The organism is Parvimonas micra (assembly GCF_021300775.1).
Classification (GTDB): domain Bacteria; phylum Bacillota; class Clostridia; order Tissierellales; family Peptoniphilaceae; genus Parvimonas.
In genome coordinates this window covers 49,584-67,956 of the sequence record NZ_JAJTJP010000001.1, presented here as the reverse complement: position 1 = coordinate 67,956, position 18,373 = coordinate 49,584, and the positions used below count along the sequence as shown (strand labels likewise).

Below are 18,373 nucleotides of genomic sequence, written 5' to 3'. Positions count from 1 at the left end.
CTTATTTATTTATAAAAAAAATCAGTTAACTTAAGTTAACTGATTTTTAAATTAGTTTTTAGCAATTTCTTCTATCAATTTTAAAGTAAAGTCATAAACTCTTTCAGTTGATGAAATTGAAATATTTTCTTTTGGAGTATGAGCTCCTCTAATATCTGGTCCGAATGAAATTAATTCAAGATTTGGATATTTTTCGTAAATTGCTCCACATTCTAAGCCAGCATGTATAATAATATTTTCGAATTCTTTACCTGTTAAATCTTTATAAACTTTATTTGCATATTTTTGCAAACTTGAGTTTTCTTTCTTTTCCCAAGATGGATAACCTCCAGCAAATTCATAATTTAAACAGAATTTTTCAGCGATTTTTGCAAAAGAATTTTTCATTTCTTCTAAAATACTAATAGAAGCTGAACGTATAGAATCACGAATTAAAATTTCATTTTCTGTAGTTTGAACTATTGCAAGATTTGAAGAACTTATAATACCTGTTTCATCTTGTGTATTTACGCCTGTTGGTAAAGCTTCTAAAACTTCAACTAATACATCTTTTAGTGCATTTGTTAAAACTTTTCCTTTGAAAATCTCTTTTTTATCAATTGTAAGTTGTTCTTCACCATTATATTTTTCAGTAAATTTGGCAATTAATTCATCTAAACTAGAAGAATTTTCGATTACCAATTCTCCAACTCTAGGGATTGCATTATCTTTATTTCCACAGTCAACACTAGCTATTGAAAGTCCACTTTCTTTAATGAATTCAGCGATTGTCTTAATCATATTTCTTCTATTTTTTCCAATTTCCATTCCAGAATGTCCTCCGAAATATCCATCGAAATGAAGTTTAACAAGTTCTACTTCTCTATTTTCAAATTTTAATTCTAGATTTGTTTTAAAAAGAGTTCCTCCTGCTGAACCTAATGTTAAAATTCCTTCTTCTTCAGAGTCTATATTAAATAAATATTTTCCCTTTAATAGACCTTTTTCAAGTCCTAAAGCTCCTCCCATTGTAGTTTCTTCAGCAACTGTTATAATAACTTCAAGTTCTGGATGAACTAAATTTTCATCTTCCAAAATAGCCATTGCCATAGCAACTGCAATTCCGTCATCAGCTCCAAGTGTAGTGTCATTAGCAAAAATCAAATCATCTTTTATAACCCACTCAATTTTATCAGTTGCAAAATTATGATTTGAGCTTGTAGCTTTTTCGCAAACCATATCCATATGGCCTTGTAAGATAATTCCAGGCTTATTTTCATAGCCCTTTGTTGCAGGTTTTCTTATATAAACATTTAGTAAGTCATCTTGTTTAGTTTCAAGTCCTAATTTTTTCCCAAAATTATAGATATAATCAGATATTGCTTTTTCATTATGTGATTCATGAGGAATATCTGATATTTCTCTAAAATAGTGAAAAACTCTTTCAGGTTTTAAATTCATATTATTCTCCTTTTACGATATTTTCAACGATTTTTACAAGTAATTCTGAACCTTTTTCCATATATGAAACCGGTACAAATTCATATCTACCGTGGAAGTTAAATCCACCAGCAAAAATATTTGGACAAGGTAGTCCCATGAAAGAAAGTCTTGAACCGTCAGTACCTCCTCTAATAGCCTTAACTTTTGGAGTAATACCAACTTCAACCATTGAATTATATGCAAGATCAATAATATCTTTTCTATCTTCTAATTTTTCTCTCATATTGTAATATGAATCTTCAAGTTCTAATTTAATTGAATTATCATATTTGAAATTTAAAACTTCAACTACCTTTTTCATATATTCTTTTTTGTATTCAAATTTTTCTCTATCAAAATCTCTTATGATAAATTCCATATGAGTATTTTCAGTATCTCCGTTCATTTCTAACAAATGATAAAATCCATCATAGCCTTCAGTATGTTCAGGTCTTTCATTTGCAGGTAACATTGATAAAAGATTATGAGCAACTATTAGTGAATTTCTCATTATATCTTTTGCAGATCCTGGATGAACATTTTTTCCTTTAATATCTACAATAGCACTGCAAGCATTGAAACTTTCATATTCAAGTTCTCCAATTGCTCCACCATCAATAGTATAAGCAAAATCAGCTCCAAATTTTGCAACATCAAAATGATCCGCTCCACGTCCAATTTCTTCATCAGGAGTAAACCCAATTGAAATATCTCCATGAGGTAAATTGTTTGAAATTATATTTTGAATTGCATCCATTATTATTGCAATACCTGATTTGTCATCTGCACCTAATAAAGTATTTCCATCAGTTGTAATAAGTCTTTCTCCTACAACTTCATTTAAACAAGGAAATTCCTTTACAGACATTGTTACTTCATCATTTAATTTAATATCTCCACCTTTGTAATCAACAAATTGTGGATTTACATTTGCTCCAGTAAGTTCTGTTGCAGTATCCATATGTGCAATAAAACCAACTTTCTTTAAATCTCTATCTACATTTGATTTTAAATGCGCATAAACATAACCTTTTTCATCAATATGAGCATTTTCAATTCCCATTTCTTTTAATTGTTTTACAAGTAAATTTCCTAAATTCTTTTGCTTTTCTGTTGAAGGAACAGTTTCAGACTTAGGATTTGATTGAGTGTCTATTTTTGCATATTCCACAAAACGATCTACTATATTCATAACTACCTCCAAATAATATATTATATATTTATTTTACCACATTTTTACAATTTAAAAAAGATAGTGATTATCTTTCACTATCTTTTCATTTGATTATATCTTCTAATATTTTCTTCAGTTAAAAATTCAAAAGCTGAATTAATTTCTTGAAATTTTTCTGTTGTATCTGTATCTCTATTTAAATCAGGATGATATTTTTTTGCAAGTTTTCTATATTGTAACTTAACTTGATAAAAATCAATATCATAAGAATCAAATTCTAACACTTTACAAGCATTTTCAAATTTATTTTTAAAGTCACTATATGGGTCATAACTTGCACCACCTGTATTTTGATAGTAGCCATTATAATTTCCATTATAATTTCCATAGTAGCTTCCTTGACTTGAAAAATATTCGTTGAAAGCATTAAATCTTCTTTCCCATTCTTCTTGTTCTCTTCTTTGTCTTTCTTCACGTTCTCTTTGACGTTGTTCTTCTTGTGCATCTTCATATTTTCTTTTATATTCTTTAAAAGATGAGAAACCACTGTTATTACCAATTAAAAAATTACCATAATCATTTAAATACTCACATAATGAATAGTTAAAATATCTAAGAAATGAAATAAATTTCTTTCCAAGAAATGGAACAATAAAAAATACAAATATAATAATCCAAAAAGCAGGATGAAACAATAAAATTGTTATTATAACCGGAAGCAAAAATGAACTTAAAGCAAGAAGTACCACACCGGCTAACACTAAGAGAACTGCTATATTACTCAATAAATTTACAATATAGGATAAACCATTTATGGTTGCACCAAAAATCTTATTTAACACCTTAGAAAGTCCTAAAATAAATTTTCCAAAAAGTTTTTTCACATTATTCTCCAAATTCTTCTTTTAATATTTCATAAAGAGCTTCTGCTTCTTCCTTAGTTAGAGTTATACCCTTTGACATTCTATCATGATTAGGATTCCAATCTCTAATATCATACTTAGGTTCTCTTTCATTCCAACTAACTAAGTTTAATTCTTTTCTCCATCCTTTTTCATTTTCAGAAAGAACCCCTAATTCCTCTGCAATTTCATATTTTAGTTCCATTTTTTCCTCCTAATTTAAAATTCCATTTTTATTCGTTGGTAAAGATGCCATAAATCCATCCATTAGTCCATTTCTAATTTTTGTTAAAATTTCAATTGAATGATTAATTTCAGATTTTTTTTCTTCTACATTTTTCAACAATTTTTCCATTCTTTTAACCTTTTCTTCATCAAGAGTATCCTTACATGACTCTCCTAAGTTTCTAACTTCTCTTTGAAGGAATTCCAAATTTTTTTCCAAAGTACGAATATTTTCTGAGTACTCATCAATATCAAAATCCAAAGGATTTGTAGTCAATTTTTCTTCCTCAATTGTTTTAAATATTTTATTCATTGTTCTTTTGCTATCATCAGCTTTTGCTTTTAGCGTCTTTTTCCAAAGTTCTTTATTCCAATTTTTATTATTTGCTTGAGGAGAAATTTCCTTTGCAATTGCCTTGAATACATCATCACAACCCTTGTTTTCCTCATAATCTAGTTCATCAAATAGTCCAACAAAATTTTTAACTTCATTTGAGTTAAATTTTTTACTATTTCTATTTTCTGAATCGATAATTGTGTAGACTTGACTTACATCTACGAAATTATCTGAAAATTCAAGAGTTTTTAATATCTCTCCTGCCCTAAAAAGATTCATTACATCTCTTTCAAGAGATTTTTGAATTTTTACAAGGCTTTCCATATTCTTTTTATATAAAAGCTTAAACTTTTCCTCATCTTCTAAAACTAAGTCATTTCTAATTGAAATAATGTCTTCTTTTAAAAGTAATAATTCCGCTAAATTTTCTCTTAAATCATTATATTTTTCATATAAGTTTTTATTAATCATTAGACATCACCTTCCATATAAGTAGAAAATTTGCTTTTATCAAAATTTAATACCAATTTTTCCTTTTTTAACCTAGTCATCTTCTTAATCTTTATTTCTCTTTTAAGCGCCTCAGACTTTGTTTCATAAACTTCAAAATAAAGTAATTTTACGGGAGTTCTTCCTCTTGTATACTTTGCTCCACAACCTGAGTTATGCTTTTCAATTCTAGCTTTTAAATCAGTTGTATAACCAGTATAAAAAGTTCCATCATTACACTCTAACATATATACAAAAGTCATCATAAAATTTCCCTTAAAACATCATTTATAACATCAAAACTAAAACCTCTATAAGCTAAATAGTTTATTAACTTCTGTTTTTTCTTAAAAACATCTTCTTCATTAGACAATAGGTTCAGTTTTTTTATACCCATTTTTAGTGCATTGTCAAATTCTTCTTCATATTCAAACTCATCTAAAAAGTCTTCAAACACGCTTTTTGAAACACCTTTTTGTATCAATAAAGATTTTATTTTATTTTTTCCATAACCATTTAATTGTTTTTTATCTTCAATAAAAACTTCACAATAAAGTCTATCGTTAAGATATTCTTCTTTTTCTAAAATATCTATAACTTCATCAATAATATCTTCTGTAAAATCTTTCTCTTTAAGCTTTAATCTTACTTCATATTTTGTTTTTAACTTTCCTGAAATATAATTAATAGCTCTTGACTTTGCTCTTTCAATATCTGAAAAATACTTCATTTCTTGAATTTCATTTTCTGAAAAATCCATGTCAACTGAAACTTTGTATTTTTCAAAAATATTGTAATTCAAAAGAAGTTTTGTTTCATCTTCAAAAACTACTTCAAAAACTTCTTTAGATTTACTATAACTAATATTTGTAACTTGCATTATCTAAAAAATCCTATAATTGTTGGTAATATTCCAACTACCATCATGAAAGCTAATACAAGTGCAACAATTCTAATAGCCGTTTCTCTTTTCATTAAATCACCTGCTTTTTTTTACTAACTCACATAGATATTGATTTATAAATTCATCAATATTTCCATTAATAACAGACTCAACATTTCCTGTTTCATATCCTGTACGATGATCCTTAACAAGAGTATAAGGTTGGAAAACATAAGATCTTATCTGTGAGCCCCATGCTATTTGAGAATATTTACCCTGAATATCCTCAATTTTTTCCCTATTTTCTTCTTGTTTTATAATTAAAAGTTTTGCTATAAGTTGTCTCATAGCCGTATCTCTATTGAACATTTGACTTCTCTCAGATTGACAAGAAACTGTAACTCCAGTAGGAATATGAGTTATTCTTACAGCAGAGTCTGTTTTATTAACATGTTGTCCTCCAGCTCCTCCAGATCTATAAGTATCAATTCTTAAATCTTTAGGATTTATTTCAATATCAGTAATTTCTTCTATTTCCGGAAAAACATCAACACTTGCAAAACTTGTATGTCTTTTATTTGAAGAATCGTAAGGAGAAATTCTAACAAGTCTATGAACCCCTTTTTCGCCTTTTAAAAATCCATAGGCATTTTCACCCTCAACCTTTAAAGTAACAGACTTTATACCACCTTCAGTATCAGAATTGTAGTCCAAAATCGAAAACGAAAATCCCTTACTACTTATCCATCTAGTATAAAGACGTTGTAACATTTCTGTCCAATCTTGAGCATCTGTTCCACCAGCTCCAGCATGAATTTCTAAAATCGCATTATTTGAGTCATATTCTCCAACCATTAAAGTATTCAACTTCAATGAAAAATACTCTTTTTCAATGTTTTGAATATTTTTTAACGCTTCTTTTTCATATTCCATAAATTCTTCGTCAGATAAAATTTCTAAAAATTCTATTGAGTCTAAAATTTTTTGACTTAGACAGCTAAATGTTTCTATCTTAAACTTTAAATGCTTCATATCATCTAAAATTGATTTTGCATTTTTTGAATCATTCCAAAAATCTTCTTTAAAACTTTTAGCTTCTAACTCTTTATATCTTTTTTTCAACTTTGAAATGTCAAAGTGAATCACCAATTTCTGATAAATTTTGTTGCAGTTTTTTTAATCTTTCGATTACTGTACTTAAATTTTCCATCTCTCCCCCAACAACAATATATAATACTTTATTTTATAATATTAAAATATTTTCGTCAAGTCAAAAAAAGAGCCATTGGCTCTTTTATTTTTAATATATTATGCTTTTACAATTGGGATCCATAATTCCATTTTATAATCTTTACTATCCATATCTCCTTCATAGTAATATTCAAAGTCAGGACTTCCAGAATGAACATATCCATGTTCCGGGAAAAACACTTCCATTACATACTTCCAACCATTGTGAATACATTCAGGAACTACTCCTTTTAGTTCAACAATAGCATATTCAGCCTCTTTTACTTCTATGATATCAAGTCCCATACTTTTTGCTTTATCTACATCCGTAACAATATATCCTGCCATGTAATTTATTACATTTGGACTTTCCACGTCATGACAAATGCCTACACTTTCTCCATCTCCTAGACTTGCAAGTTCTGCTTGGCTATATTTTTCATATAATTTATTCCAAACTTTTGGACATAATGATGAATTAATATTTTCTTCATTGAAACCTGCAACTGTAAATGAACCTTTCTTTTGAATTGTAACATTCATACTTCTTCCTCCTTTAACTGTTAAAGCTAATTGAATTCTGGAAACCAATTTGAATGGTTTTCCATTTCTTACTTCAGAAGGAGTAAATCCATGAAAATTCTTGAAAGCTGTTCCAAAAGAGTCTGATGACTCATATCCAAATCTAAATGCAATGTCAATTACTTTTTCATCCGTATCTCTTAAAGCAATCGCAGCCTCTGTTAATTTTCTTCCTCTCAAATATTCTGAAAGTGTTGTTTCAGTTAAAATAGAAAACAATCGACTAAACATCGCATATGAATATCCAGATAAATGAGTTATTTTCTTTTCATCAATTTCATCTTCTAAAACAGTTTCTATATAATCTATCGTACTATTAAAAGATTTTATTATACTCATTTGATTTCCCCTTTCTAGATATAGTTTAACATTTTTTAGATTGTACTACCCTATAATGTAGGTACAAATTTTAAAGGATATTTTTTATTTAAATGAAAAAGAGCTGTTCGCTCTTTTCATTCTACTTCTCTATTTAACTTTTAAACTTCTTAAATACACCTTTTGTTCATCAGTAATTCTTCTACTCTCAATTGCCTTTTGAATGGCTTTATTATTAGTCCAATCATCAAGTTTTTTATTTTCAATATACTTTATAGCATATTTTTGTTGTTTTGCAAGAGCAGTTGCAAAATACCAAGCAATCATCATATTTACATAATATTCTTTAGACCTTATATTTGAAACAATTTCCAAATGTTCTTCTTTAAAATTTTCATCCAAATAATTTGAAAGTAAAAGACCTATCCCATATCTTATAACATAAGTTTTTTCATCTTTTATCCAATCTAAAATATAACTATATGTTTCATTTGGATATTTTTTAAAAACTTTTGGAGAAAATAAGTCACAAGTTGCCCAATTATCGATAAATGAAATAAATTTTTCTGTATATTCCATTGCCAAATCAAAATCTTTAATTTGCTCTATCAAACAGCCATGTAAATTATTTTCTTCATAATATTTATGAGGTAGATTATTTAAAAATTTAAAAGTTTGTTTTTCATTCTCTTTAAATAATTTTTTTGCATAATTTCTTAAAATTGGAGTTCTAACTCCAATTATTAAGTCTTTATCTACTGTTGGAATAAGTTTTGATGTAAAGTCTTTATATTCGATATCTTGAAAAGAAAATAAATCTTTTAATATTTTATCCATATATTTTCCTTTAAATTTATTTTATTTTTAGTTCCTCAAACAATTCTTCATCTGATTTAAAAGTTTCATGCATATCAGAAGGTTCTGAACTTTCAGCCTTATAGCCCATAAATAAAAGCATTGCTATTTGATTTTGCTTAGGAATATCAAATTTTTCCTTAACAATTTCAGGATTAAATGCCCCAATATAAACTGAACCAAGCCCTAAATCTTCTGCTTCTAGCACCATATGTGTAGATGCAATTGTAGCAACAACAATTCCACTAGGAATTCCAGTATGACTATTATACCAACATTCATCTAAATTATATGTTATAACAAACATAAGTTGTGAGTTATATTCACATGGTGAAGACTCATTTAATAATTTTAACTTTTCATCATCAGTACAATAATAAATTTTTATTGGTTGTTTATTTTTGGCAGTAGGAGCAACTTTAGCTGATTCTAAAATCTTTAAAATTTTTTCTTTCTCAACTTTCTTGCTTGAAAACTCCCTTACAGAATATCTATTTTTTGCTAATTCTAAAAAGTCCATAACTACCTCCAATTAAAGATTTGCAACTTTATAAAGTTTACCATCTATTTCAACTTTTCTAAGTCTTTTTTCAAAATCTATTCTTTTAACCCAAACTTCCCTGTCGCAGCCTAAACATTTCAATTTTATATCTATTCCTGTTCTTAGAATTTGCCATTTGTTAGTTCCACAGGGATGCTCTTTTTTTAGTACAACAATATCCGATATTTGATATTTATACAATTATATCACCCTTTTCAAGTTTCAAAAATTCAATATTTTCTTCTTTAAATTTTTTATATAATTCTTCTCTTAAATTCTTTTCATTATTCCATTGTGTTGACTGTTTACTCCAAAGAGAAACAGCAATTTTTATATAATAGCTTTGAATCTCTGTAACACCAAAAAATTCAGGAGCTTTTATAACAGAATCATTCTTTTCAGTAAACTCTATTGAATAAGTACTAATTATTTTTTTAATCTTTTCAACATCTACATCAACTGGGAAACAAAAAGTAACAACAGATCTTTGATTTCCTTTACTAAAATTAGTAACAGTTGTAATACTTCCATTTGAAATTGTATTAACACTTCCATCATATCCTTGAATCTGTGTATTTCTCATATTAATAGCTAAAACACTACCAGAAACACTATTAATAATAACATCATCTCCAACATTATATTGATCATCTAAAAGAATGAAAACTCCACTAAACAAATCTTTTACAATGCTTTGAACACCAAATGCTATTATGATTCCACCAACTCCAGCAGTAGCTATTAAAGAATAAGTATTTACACCAAAAATACCTAAAATTATAACTATTACAAAAAAATAAACTATATACTTAAATACACTTGACAATATTGAAACAATTGAATTTACTTTTTTTATATTGCTGTGGTCATTTTTCTTATAAGTCTTAACTACTTTTTTTAAAACTTTTGCAAAAAAGTAGATTAAAACTTTTGCAAAAATAAAAACCACAAAAGATAATAATAATTTTAAAACAATACTTCTGATTGATTCAGAGTAAATTAAGTTTTCAAAAAAATTATTCATTAATATTTATCTCCGTTACAACATTCCCTCTATCTTGTGTCTTTTCAAAATACCAAAGATAGTCAACATTTTTTCCTTCTTCTTTTAAAGATTTAACAGTTTCCAGCTCGCTTGGATCAAGTAAGATTGCAAGTCCACAAGAACGACTTACTTCTCTTGGTGTTGGAATTGTTTTAAATTTCTTTTCTAAATTTTTAAGTTCTTTTTCTAATTGCATTGTATGATTAACTGAATTAAAAGTCAGTAATAAATATTTCTCGTTCAAAGAAAATTCCTCCTATTTTATTTTTTTATATCCATTTTTAAGTATCAAATAAACTGAATCATCACCTTTAATTGAATCCGTTACTTCAGCAGGGAATTCTTTAGCTTTTAAGTTACTTTTGCCAATTAATACATACCCTGTTTTTTTAACTAACAAAATATTTCCATCTAATATATAAGAATTCAAATAATCTTCACCTATTTCAGCACTTTTTTCAAGTTTTAAATCCTTAGAATTAAAAACTTTTAAATCATTTGTGAATAAATAGATTTTTCCTGAGTCGTAAATTATATTTTTTAAATTATTTATATAGTATTGATTTTTAATAATATTTTTTTCAAATATATATAATTTTTCATTTGTTACTACATAAAGTTTATCATCTGAATCGTTTATAAAACCTAAGTCTATTATAAATTCATTAAAAAATGTAAAGTCACAAACTGTTGTCTTATCTTTAGAATTTAAAATATGAAATCTTGATTTTATTGAATTATCAGCTTTAATATAGTCAGTATAAACAAAGTTGTTATTGCTCTTTGAAAACTTTACATATCCTGGATTTTGAACATCATCATTAGCATAAATTTCAGTTAAATTTTCATCTAAAATTCTAAAACTAGCATTATTTACAAGAATTAATTTATTATTTTCAATAAATATATCCTTACTTTCTTTTTCTAATGAAACTTTTTTTACTTCGTCAAAATCTTTAGAATACATAATTACTTCATTATTCATTAAAGAATATATAACATCATTTGATACTGCGATTTTACCATTATTAGCAATTTCTTTTTCAACTTTTAATTTCCCATTCTTATTGTATCTAGAAAATTTATCTTTTTCAAAAGTATACATTTCATCCTTAATGAATGCAATTTTGTTATAAGGTTTTGAAAAATCAAATGATACTTCTTTATTAGAATTACCAGTAAATTTTATACTCATAAAAACAATAAATAAGAATACTAATAGAGCCGAAATTCCCATTACTATTTTATTTTTATATTTTGAAATTATCTCCATTTTTTCTCCTATAAGCCTAATTTATCTTGTTTTCTTCTAAGTTTAGTTATTATATGATCTTCATCTAATTCTACCATATCTAAAGTTATAAGCTCATCTTTTTTAACATCGACCTTCAACTTAGTTTTTTTAGTAATCATAGCAATTGGTAAAAGATTTCTATTCTTTTGATCAGCATGACTTGTTATTGTTCCAAAAACTGACTTTCCACCAATTCCTTCTAAGATTTCTCCAGCTTTTAAATCTCTTTTAGCAACTGTAACTGTATCTGAAACTTGTCCACAAGCTGGAACAATTGTTGATTCTTTTTCTACAATCGCATTATATATTGTAATTGGAGTTTCTAAACTTGTTAGATGATAAGGTCTGTAAATCGCATAGTTTGGACCATCTCCCATTTTTAGATACTTCATTAAATCATGAACTTCATCAGAATCACTTGTTACAATTGCATAAACTCCTGGAGCTACTCCAAAAGCAAAATCAACTGTCTTATAATTATTTAAAATTCCACCTTGTTCTTTTAATGAAAATAGCTTTCCAAGTTCATTTGCTGTTGTTGTTGGACCATGACATCCAATTACATCAGGAACAAAACCTAAAGCATTTGCTGCACTTGTAAGTTCAATCATAGTATTTGTTCCATCAATGAAACCAGCAAGCATTTTTGGATAAAGTCCTTTTGAAAGTGCCTCTTCTCTAACATCGTCTTCAGTTATATAATAATTAAGTGGATTATTTTTCCCCTTACCAACTGCTAGAAGTTTAAAACCTGCTCCTAATGCGAAATCTGCAAGTTCCATAATCGCACCGGGTTCATCTCCTGCAGAACCTGTATATATTACATTTTTCTTTTTAGCTAAATTGTATAAATATGGTCCAATTACGGCATCACATTCAACATTTAACATAATTGTATGCTTTCTATTTTCAATAGCTTCCATAGCTAAAATTGCCCCAAAAGGAGGATTTCCTGTAGCATCAACAACTCCTTTTATATCAGGTAATTTACATGCAATTGAATAATCATCTGAAACAACATACATTCCATTTTTTATAGAATTTTCAATTATTTTTATATTATCACTTGTAGTTATATCTGACTTTCTAACGCCAGATGAAATAAGAGCTTCCATAGCCTTTTCAGGTTTTTCATCTATTACAACAGAACTTGTAAGACCTTTAATTCTTGAAAGCTGATTAACAAGTCCTTTTCCCATTTTCCCGGCTCCAACAAGAGCAAACTTAACTTCTTTATTTGCATTATATAAATTATTAAGTTTATTTTTCATTCTAAACATAAAAGGCCTCCATATTAATATTAATTTTATCATTCTTATTTTACTACACTACATAAATTTTATCAAATTTTTTTAATATTCAATTTTCCCTTTACTATATGTAATTTTTAGTGTAAAATTATAGTAGTATGGTTTGGTTTATGATAATTAAACTAAATTTTAACTTAAATTTTAAAAACAATAAGATTACCTTTAACTAAATTAAAAGGTAATTTTTTCAAAAAAATATATAGAAGATTTTTAGGAGATTTTATGAAGTATTTTAGAAAAACTCTAGCCATTGATTTTGGTACATCAAAGGTTGTAACTTTCGTAGAAAATAAAGGTATCGTTGTAAATGAACCATCAGTTGTTACAATGGATACTTATAAAAATAAAATATTATCTTATGGAGAAACTGCAAAAAAATTATTAGGACGAATTCCTGGAAATGTAGTTGCTAAAAGACCAGTAGTTGCAGGAAATATAGTAGATTTTAACGTAACTGAAGCTATTATTAAAAGAGCTATTAAAAAATCTGTAGGAAAAAATTTCTTTAGACCTAATGTATTAGTTTGTATTGCAAGTGAATTGACCCAAGTACAAAAAAGAGCAATAACTCAAGCAGTTAAACTTGCAGGTGCAAACAATGTTGTTCTTTTAGAACAAACAATTACAGCTGCTATAGGTTGTGGAATAAATGTAAATGATCCATCAGGAACTTTAGTAGTTGATATAGGAGCAGGTAAAACAGATATTTCAGTAATTTCTAACGGAGAAATCATAATTGCAAAAAGTTTAAATATTGGTGGAAATTCTATTGACCAAGCAATTGCAGATTTTATTCGTACAAGATACAATATGTTAATCGGAGAAAATACTGCTGAACTTATTAAATTATCAGCTGCAAGAGCATATCCAACAAACGATGGCTCAATGTATGAAATTAAAGGAAGAAATGTTATGAATGGTCTTCCAATGCATATTTTTGTAAATGATTCAGATATTTCTCATGCAATTGGAATGACATTAAATAAAATTTTAAATGCAATTACTGAAACATTGGAAAAAACTCCACCTGAACTAATTGCAGATATTTCTGAAAAGGGATTAATTTTAACTGGTGGTACATCTCAAATACCTGGTCTAGTTGATTTAATAACAGATAGAACAAATCTAGAAGTAATCAACCCTGAAACTCCTGAATTAATGGTAATTAAAGGTGCAGGAAGATTCTTGAAGAATGTTGATTTCTCAAATGATGAAATAGAATATTTAGACGAATTAAAACGACATGTATTAGAACAAAAAGAACAATTAAGAAAGAGATAATATGCAAAGATATAATGATTTAAGTTCTTATCTAAAAGAAAAATTCGGCTCAAGGCTTTTAAAACTCTCCATTGATGGAGGGTTTTCTTGTCCAAATAGAAAAAATGGAAAAAAAGGCTGTAAATTCTGTTCAGAAAGCGGAAGTGGAGAATTTACAACTAGAAGAAAATCAATTACCGAACAGTTAAACGCTCAAATCAAATTTTTAAAAGATAAAGATAAATACAATGGATATATAGCTTATTTTCAAAGTTATACAAATACATTTTTACCAGTGGAAGAACTTAGAAAAATGTACTATGAGGCAATAAATTTTCCAAATGTAAAAGTGATATCCATAGCTACAAGAGCTGATTGTTTTAATGAAGAAATTTATAATTTACTTGAAGAACTGAATGAAAAAATTGAAGTCTGGATTGAACTTGGACTACAAAGCTCAAATGAAAAAACAAGAAATAATATGAATATAGGTTACAGTACGGAAACTTTTGAAAATTGTGTGAAAAGATTAAAGAAATTAAATATAAAAACTATTTTCCACATAATCTTCGGTCTTCCAAATGAAACGAAAAAAGATTATAAAAATACTATTGATTATGTAAATACAAAAAAACCTTGGGGCATTAAAATTCACAGCCTTTATATTCAGAACGATTGTGAACTATATGAGGAATATCTAAAAAACAGTTTCAAAGCAATAACTTGGGATGAATATATAGATGCTTTAATTATGGCAATAGAAAATTTAGACAAAGATATAATAATTCATAGACTCACGGGAGATGGCGACAAAGAAAAACTTGTTGCTCCCCTTTGGTCAAAAGATAAAATTAAAACAATTGGAGAAATTAGTAAAATTCTAAAACAAAGAAATTCATATCAAGGAATAAACTACAAAAATAAAGGAGCTTTATAAAAAGCTCCTTTAACATTTCTCTATTAACTTTCTTTTATAAATTTAGTCGTAATAAAAAATAGACTAAATATTAAAAGTAATATACTTATAAAAATAAAACTGTAATCTAAACTTGTTTCAGATAATTTTGAAGATACTAACAAAAACCCTACATCTACAAAATTTGCCCCCATACTGAATGTAGACAAAATCGTAGCACGATTTTTCTCGTTTAAATTATCAACATATTGATTTTCCACTTTTAAAAAATACGTTTCAATAACACCTATTAACATTGGCAAACAACACATTGGTATTATTACAAAAATGTTTTTAATTGAAATCAACGATATAAATAAAATAGAACTTGCACTTAAAAATATAAACAAATTCCTCTTTAGTTTAATTTCTCCAAAAATCTTTATAATCCTTGGACTCGAAAGTCCAACTGCAGAATACATCAAAATAATAAAAGTCATATAATTTTCACTTAATTTTATATTCTGCAAAATAACGACATAAAAGAAATTTATTAAAATAAAAGTTATACTTATTATTCCATTAAATATCATAAATACAATCAGATTTATATTTAAAATACTTTTAAAACTAAATTTATTTTCATCTTTTTCAACATTATTTTCCTTTTCAAAAAACAAAGTAAATAAAAAAGAAATAAAAGTAGAAATAATTGTAAAAATTATTAAAAAATTCTGCCCAAAATAGTTATTAATAAAATAAAAACTAATTGTAGAAATTATAAAACCGATAGTTGAATAATTTCCAAGCACAGAAGTTTTTTCTGCAAAATTTTCTTCTCCTATGATTTCATACTCATAACCTGACATGGTTCCGGACTCAAACGCCATACTAACTGCCTCAAGTATCGATTCAAGTACAAAAAACTCAAAGCAAAAAGAAAACAAAAGTATAATTCTTGCCAACAACATAGAGAAATGTGAAATAATGATAGAATTTTTATAACCTATTTTATCCGTAATCATTCCAAAAGGTATTTCAAAAATGAAAATAAAAAAGGATAAAATTGCTTGTAAAATAAAAAATTCTGATATACTTACTCCTCTTGAAGTTCTAATAAAAAGAGCTACAGGAGCATAAAAAACTAAAGCTGAAAAAAAGTAATAACCTTTTAAGCATAATAGTTTATCTCTAAAATTTTTCATCCTTTACCTCACATATATTAAATTTTAATCTTAAAAATTTAATAATCTCTACATTCTATCTCCCCTTTTTATTTATTATAAGTATTATATCATATATTAAATATAAATTATATTGTAAACTTTAATACAATTTAAACAATTTCATACCCCATTCATCGACTCCGTTTTCTCTAAAACCTAGTTTTCTCCAAAATCGAATTGAATTTTCTTTCATTGAATTTAAAACATAATGCGTTGCTCCAAGTGGCTTTGTATATTTTTCTATCTTCTTAAAACATTCCAAACCTTTTAATTTATTTCTAAACTCAGGATATATCCAAAAATCAAGTATAAAACATTCTCCAAAATATTTTCCATCTTCATTGGTATAAATCGTAAATTGAACAGCCCCAATTTCTATATCATTTTCAAAAAAATATGCAATATAATGTCTATCCTTATCATTATTCATACTATTTTCTAAAAAATCTCTATACTCGCTACTTGAAAAATATTCTATATCTTCCTTATCTGTAACAATTTCATCTTCAACTAAATACTTTATATGTTTATCCCAAAACACATTTGTTTCATTAACTGAAATTTCTCTAATATCTATCATATCTCTCCTACTAAATTCAATCTAATACCGACTTATCAAAGAAATACTCACTTCCATCATCAGTCCTTTTTAAAAGTTTAAAATCAACCATAGATCTTCTCAAATAGCAAAAATCTGCATAGTATTTCTTTAAAATTTCATTAATTTCTTTTTCTTTATATTTTCTTTCATCAAAACTAATAGAAGCTAAATAAACAAAAAGTTCATATTTATCTTTTTGTTTTTTTGGCATATTTAAAATCTTACCATCTTTTATCCATTTATCTTTATTAAATTCCATAAATTTTCTCCAAATATTTGATATAGTTTTTGTCAATCGTAGAAAAAAAACTCATCTAAAAGCAAGTTTTCTTTTCCTGATAAAATTACTCTTAAATAATTTACTAATTGTTTTACTTCAACAAACTGAGATTTAGATTTCAATCCTTACAGAAAATAAAACGGGCTATTCTCCTGAAGTATGTTCTATAATATTATAGTTTAATGCAGAGTGTAGCTATATAGTCATTTCCATAATGTGATAATCTATTTCTTTTGTCACATGATTCATAAAAATCTATCATAGCGAGACCATTTTTAAGTTGTCCTCTAATCTGAGTTTCTAAGGTATGGCTAAATTCATATCCATATTCTGGATTTATGGTTATCTTGCCTTCCTCTTCAAGCTCTTTTGAATTAAAAGGTATTGAAAACTTTAAAAGTAATTCCTCATCGGGTTTGTCCCATACAATGTCAGCATCATACATGTATATCCAGGGATTCATAAATCCGACCATTAACAGTCCACCCTTTTTCAATACTCGAGAGGCTTCTTTATACATGTTTTCTAAATCTTCTATATATACATTTGAAACCGGATTAAAAATAATATCAAAAGTTTCATTTTCAAATGGAAATGGTTTTGTCATATCGCCTTGAACTGTGTTGATTTTTAAGCCTTCTCTTTTAGCAACCATATCATCTCTTTGTAATTGTGATTTAGAAAAATCCATTATGGTTACATCATAACCTTTTATAGCAAAAACTGGTCCCTGCTGTCCACCACCACAAGCTAAACCTAATATCTTTTTTCCGTTTGCTTTTTCAAACCATTCTTTTGGAACTTTTTTTCCAACAGTTAATGCAACAGAAATAGGATTTTTTCTAAGTTCTTCTAATTCTTCGTGTGTCAATGGCTCAGTATAGTCATTTTTTACATTATTCCATCTATCTTCATTTAATTTTATATAATTGTTCATCTTATAATCTCCTCATAATTTTATATTATTTCGATTTAAGTTGAATACCCACACTTTCTTTTTGTCATTTTATTTAATTGTTTTAGAGCGACAAGTCTGAGTTTACCTACCCTTCAAATCAAGAGTCATCAGTTTGTAAACCTCAATAAATATCCATTAGGATCTTGAATCAGAAACTCCATTTGTATTTCTTCAATTCCGTTAACCCTATATACACTTCTAATCAGTTCTCTGTAAATCTCTAATTGTTTGCTTTTCACTAATTCATATAGTTTCTCAATATCATCAACTGATATTGAAAAATTTATTCCTCTTCCTAAAGGATAGATTAGTTCCCCTGTATTCCAGCCATCATCATGAATTTGTTCAAACATAAACTGACTATCTTGAAAAGACATAAAAACAAATTTCTCTTCCGGTCGTTCGTACTCTATTTTAAATCCTAATTCTTCATAAAAATTTCTAGTCTGAACAATATCAAAAACTGATAATTCAGGAATCAAACTATTAAACTCCATATAAACTCCT

Annotated in this window: 23 protein-coding genes; 2 read left to right on the top strand and 21 right to left on the bottom strand. The window is 27.1% G+C overall.

Annotated features, from left to right (window positions below):
* Positions 1–51: 51 nt before the first annotated feature.
* The 16 genes from pepD to LW893_RS00345 form a co-directional block, all read right to left on the bottom strand.
* On the bottom strand, positions 52–1,440 hold the full coding sequence (pepD, locus tag LW893_RS00420; protein ID WP_233055264.1) for a beta-Ala-His dipeptidase: 1,389 nt from the start codon (positions 1,438–1,440) through the stop codon (positions 52–54).
* A gap of 1 nt (position 1,441) precedes the next feature.
* Positions 1,442–2,653: a peptidase T gene (pepT, locus tag LW893_RS00415; protein WP_233055263.1), complete on the bottom strand. Its 1,212-nt coding sequence runs from the start codon at positions 2,651–2,653 to the stop codon at positions 1,442–1,444.
* Positions 2,654–2,730: 77 nt separating this feature from the next.
* Positions 2,731–3,519, bottom strand: coding sequence for a J domain-containing protein (locus LW893_RS00410; RefSeq protein ID WP_233055262.1), 789 nt, complete (start codon positions 3,517–3,519; stop codon positions 2,731–2,733).
* Between the two features lies 1 nt (position 3,520).
* Positions 3,521–3,742, bottom strand: a complete 222-nt coding sequence (locus LW893_RS00405; protein ID WP_233055261.1) for a YdbC family protein — start codon at positions 3,740–3,742, stop codon at positions 3,521–3,523.
* A 9-nt stretch (positions 3,743–3,751) separates the two neighbouring features.
* On the bottom strand, positions 3,752–4,570 hold the full coding sequence (locus LW893_RS00400) for a hypothetical protein (protein WP_233055260.1): 819 nt from the start codon (positions 4,568–4,570) through the stop codon (positions 3,752–3,754).
* On the bottom strand, positions 4,570–4,854 hold the full coding sequence (locus LW893_RS00395; RefSeq protein ID WP_313961991.1) for a GIY-YIG nuclease family protein: 285 nt from the start codon (positions 4,852–4,854) through the stop codon (positions 4,570–4,572). Before LW893_RS00395 ends, LW893_RS00400 begins: the two co-directional genes overlap by 1 nt.
* A complete protein-coding gene (locus LW893_RS00390; RefSeq protein WP_233055259.1) occupies positions 4,851–5,468 on the bottom strand; it encodes a regulatory protein RecX in 618 nt (205 codons plus the stop codon). The genes LW893_RS00395 and LW893_RS00390 overlap by 4 nt, the downstream gene beginning before the upstream one ends.
* Positions 5,469–5,567: 99 nt before the next feature.
* Positions 5,568–6,681 (bottom strand): peptide chain release factor 2 gene (gene prfB, locus LW893_RS00385; RefSeq protein ID WP_233055258.1). Its coding sequence is split into 2 segments (ribosomal slippage): positions 5,568–6,605 and positions 6,607–6,681, totalling 1,113 coding nucleotides; the frame shifts between segments, so codons are not numbered across the junction.
* A 98-nt stretch (positions 6,682–6,779) separates the two neighbouring features.
* Positions 6,780–7,622, bottom strand: coding sequence for an AraC family transcriptional regulator (locus tag LW893_RS00380; RefSeq protein ID WP_233055257.1), 843 nt, complete (start codon positions 7,620–7,622; stop codon positions 6,780–6,782).
* A 129-nt stretch (positions 7,623–7,751) separates the two neighbouring features.
* Positions 7,752–8,438 carry a DNA alkylation repair protein gene (locus LW893_RS00375; RefSeq protein ID WP_233055256.1) on the bottom strand — a complete coding sequence of 229 codons (687 nt, stop codon included), beginning with the start codon at positions 8,436–8,438 and terminating at the stop codon, positions 7,752–7,754.
* Positions 8,439–8,454: 16 nt separating this feature from the next.
* Positions 8,455–8,976 carry a nitroreductase family protein gene (locus LW893_RS00370; RefSeq protein ID WP_233055255.1) on the bottom strand — a complete coding sequence of 174 codons (522 nt, stop codon included), beginning with the start codon at positions 8,974–8,976 and terminating at the stop codon, positions 8,455–8,457.
* Positions 8,977–8,988: 12 nt separating this feature from the next.
* Positions 8,989–9,198, bottom strand: coding sequence for a DUF951 domain-containing protein (locus LW893_RS00365; RefSeq protein WP_233055254.1), 210 nt, complete (start codon positions 9,196–9,198; stop codon positions 8,989–8,991).
* Positions 9,191–10,021 carry a mechanosensitive ion channel family protein gene (locus LW893_RS00360; protein WP_233055253.1) on the bottom strand — a complete coding sequence of 277 codons (831 nt, stop codon included), beginning with the start codon at positions 10,019–10,021 and terminating at the stop codon, positions 9,191–9,193. Before LW893_RS00360 ends, LW893_RS00365 begins: the two co-directional genes overlap by 8 nt.
* Positions 10,014–10,286: a DUF3343 domain-containing protein gene (locus tag LW893_RS00355; protein WP_233055252.1), complete on the bottom strand. Its 273-nt coding sequence runs from the start codon at positions 10,284–10,286 to the stop codon at positions 10,014–10,016. The genes LW893_RS00360 and LW893_RS00355 overlap by 8 nt, the downstream gene beginning before the upstream one ends.
* Before the next feature lie 12 nt (positions 10,287–10,298).
* The gene (locus LW893_RS00350; RefSeq protein ID WP_233055251.1) at positions 10,299–11,315 is read right to left on the bottom strand and encodes a hypothetical protein; all 1,017 of its coding nucleotides are present in this window, start codon (positions 11,313–11,315) and stop codon (positions 10,299–10,301) included.
* Between the two features lie 8 nt (positions 11,316–11,323).
* Positions 11,324–12,616 carry an NAD(P)H-dependent oxidoreductase gene (locus LW893_RS00345; protein WP_233055250.1) on the bottom strand — a complete coding sequence of 431 codons (1,293 nt, stop codon included), beginning with the start codon at positions 12,614–12,616 and terminating at the stop codon, positions 11,324–11,326.
* Positions 12,617–12,868: 252 nt separating this feature from the next.
* On the opposite strand from LW893_RS00345, the gene LW893_RS00340 reads away from it, so the two are divergent.
* Together LW893_RS00340 and LW893_RS00335 are read left to right on the top strand one after the other, a co-directional pair.
* Complete coding sequence (locus tag LW893_RS00340) at positions 12,869–13,927, top strand: rod shape-determining protein (RefSeq protein ID WP_233055249.1); 1,059 nt, start codon at positions 12,869–12,871, stop codon at positions 13,925–13,927.
* Between the two features lies 1 nt (position 13,928).
* On the top strand, positions 13,929–14,843 hold the full coding sequence (locus LW893_RS00335; RefSeq protein WP_233055248.1) for a TIGR01212 family radical SAM protein: 915 nt from the start codon (positions 13,929–13,931) through the stop codon (positions 14,841–14,843).
* 23 nt (positions 14,844–14,866) lie between these two features.
* On the opposite strand, the gene LW893_RS00330 is transcribed toward LW893_RS00335, so the two are convergent.
* The 5 genes from LW893_RS00330 to LW893_RS00310 all read right to left on the bottom strand — a co-directional run bounded on the left by LW893_RS00330 (position 14,867) and on the right by LW893_RS00310 (position 18,363).
* Positions 14,867–16,006: an MFS transporter gene (locus LW893_RS00330; RefSeq protein ID WP_233055247.1), complete on the bottom strand. Its 1,140-nt coding sequence runs from the start codon at positions 16,004–16,006 to the stop codon at positions 14,867–14,869.
* A 121-nt stretch (positions 16,007–16,127) separates the two neighbouring features.
* Positions 16,128–16,607: a GNAT family N-acetyltransferase gene (locus LW893_RS00325; protein WP_233055246.1), complete on the bottom strand. Its 480-nt coding sequence runs from the start codon at positions 16,605–16,607 to the stop codon at positions 16,128–16,130.
* Between the two features lie 16 nt (positions 16,608–16,623).
* Positions 16,624–16,887, bottom strand: coding sequence for a DUF2087 domain-containing protein (locus LW893_RS00320; protein WP_233055245.1), 264 nt, complete (start codon positions 16,885–16,887; stop codon positions 16,624–16,626).
* Between the two features lie 193 nt (positions 16,888–17,080).
* Entirely contained in the window at positions 17,081–17,845 is a 765-nt protein-coding gene (locus tag LW893_RS00315) for a class I SAM-dependent methyltransferase (protein WP_233055244.1), read from the bottom strand.
* Positions 17,846–17,973: 128 nt separating this feature from the next.
* A complete protein-coding gene (locus LW893_RS00310; protein WP_233055243.1) occupies positions 17,974–18,363 on the bottom strand; it encodes a bleomycin resistance protein in 390 nt (129 codons plus the stop codon).
* Positions 18,364–18,373: the final 10 nt, after the last annotated feature.

Bases quoted from the DNA above. Each gene is read 5' to 3' on its own strand.
- LW893_RS00345 (WP_233055250.1), bottom strand. From the start codon at position 12,616: ATGTTTAGAATGAAAAATAAACTTAATAATTTATATAATGCAAATAAA.
- LW893_RS00310 (WP_233055243.1), bottom strand. From the start codon at position 18,363: ATGGAGTTTAATAGTTTGATTCCTGAATTATCAGTTTTTGATATTGTT.
- LW893_RS00320 (WP_233055245.1), bottom strand. From the start codon at position 16,887: ATGGAATTTAATAAAGATAAATGGATAAAAGATGGTAAGATTTTAAAT.
- LW893_RS00395 (WP_313961991.1), bottom strand. From the start codon at position 4,854: ATGATGACTTTTGTATATATGTTAGAGTGTAATGATGGAACTTTTTAT.
- LW893_RS00350 (WP_233055251.1), bottom strand. From the start codon at position 11,315: ATGGAGATAATTTCAAAATATAAAAATAAAATAGTAATGGGAATTTCG.
- LW893_RS00400 (WP_233055260.1), bottom strand. From the start codon at position 4,570: ATGATTAATAAAAACTTATATGAAAAATATAATGATTTAAGAGAAAAT.
- LW893_RS00390 (WP_233055259.1), bottom strand. From the start codon at position 5,468: ATGCAAGTTACAAATATTAGTTATAGTAAATCTAAAGAAGTTTTTGAA.
- LW893_RS00405 (WP_233055261.1), bottom strand. From the start codon at position 3,742: ATGGAACTAAAATATGAAATTGCAGAGGAATTAGGGGTTCTTTCTGAA.
- LW893_RS00335 (WP_233055248.1), top strand. From the start codon at position 13,929: ATGCAAAGATATAATGATTTAAGTTCTTATCTAAAAGAAAAATTCGGC.
- LW893_RS00380 (WP_233055257.1), bottom strand. From the start codon at position 7,622: ATGAGTATAATAAAATCTTTTAATAGTACGATAGATTATATAGAAACT.
- LW893_RS00340 (WP_233055249.1), top strand. From the start codon at position 12,869: ATGAAGTATTTTAGAAAAACTCTAGCCATTGATTTTGGTACATCAAAG.
- pepD (WP_233055264.1), bottom strand. From the start codon at position 1,440: ATGAATTTAAAACCTGAAAGAGTTTTTCACTATTTTAGAGAAATATCA.
- LW893_RS00360 (WP_233055253.1), bottom strand. From the start codon at position 10,021: ATGAATAATTTTTTTGAAAACTTAATTTACTCTGAATCAATCAGAAGT.
- LW893_RS00370 (WP_233055255.1), bottom strand. From the start codon at position 8,976: ATGGACTTTTTAGAATTAGCAAAAAATAGATATTCTGTAAGGGAGTTT.
- LW893_RS00325 (WP_233055246.1), bottom strand. From the start codon at position 16,607: ATGATAGATATTAGAGAAATTTCAGTTAATGAAACAAATGTGTTTTGG.
- LW893_RS00375 (WP_233055256.1), bottom strand. From the start codon at position 8,438: ATGGATAAAATATTAAAAGATTTATTTTCTTTTCAAGATATCGAATAT.
- LW893_RS00315 (WP_233055244.1), bottom strand. From the start codon at position 17,845: ATGAACAATTATATAAAATTAAATGAAGATAGATGGAATAATGTAAAA.
- pepT (WP_233055263.1), bottom strand. From the start codon at position 2,653: ATGAATATAGTAGATCGTTTTGTGGAATATGCAAAAATAGACACTCAA.
- LW893_RS00330 (WP_233055247.1), bottom strand. From the start codon at position 16,006: ATGAAAAATTTTAGAGATAAACTATTATGCTTAAAAGGTTATTACTTT.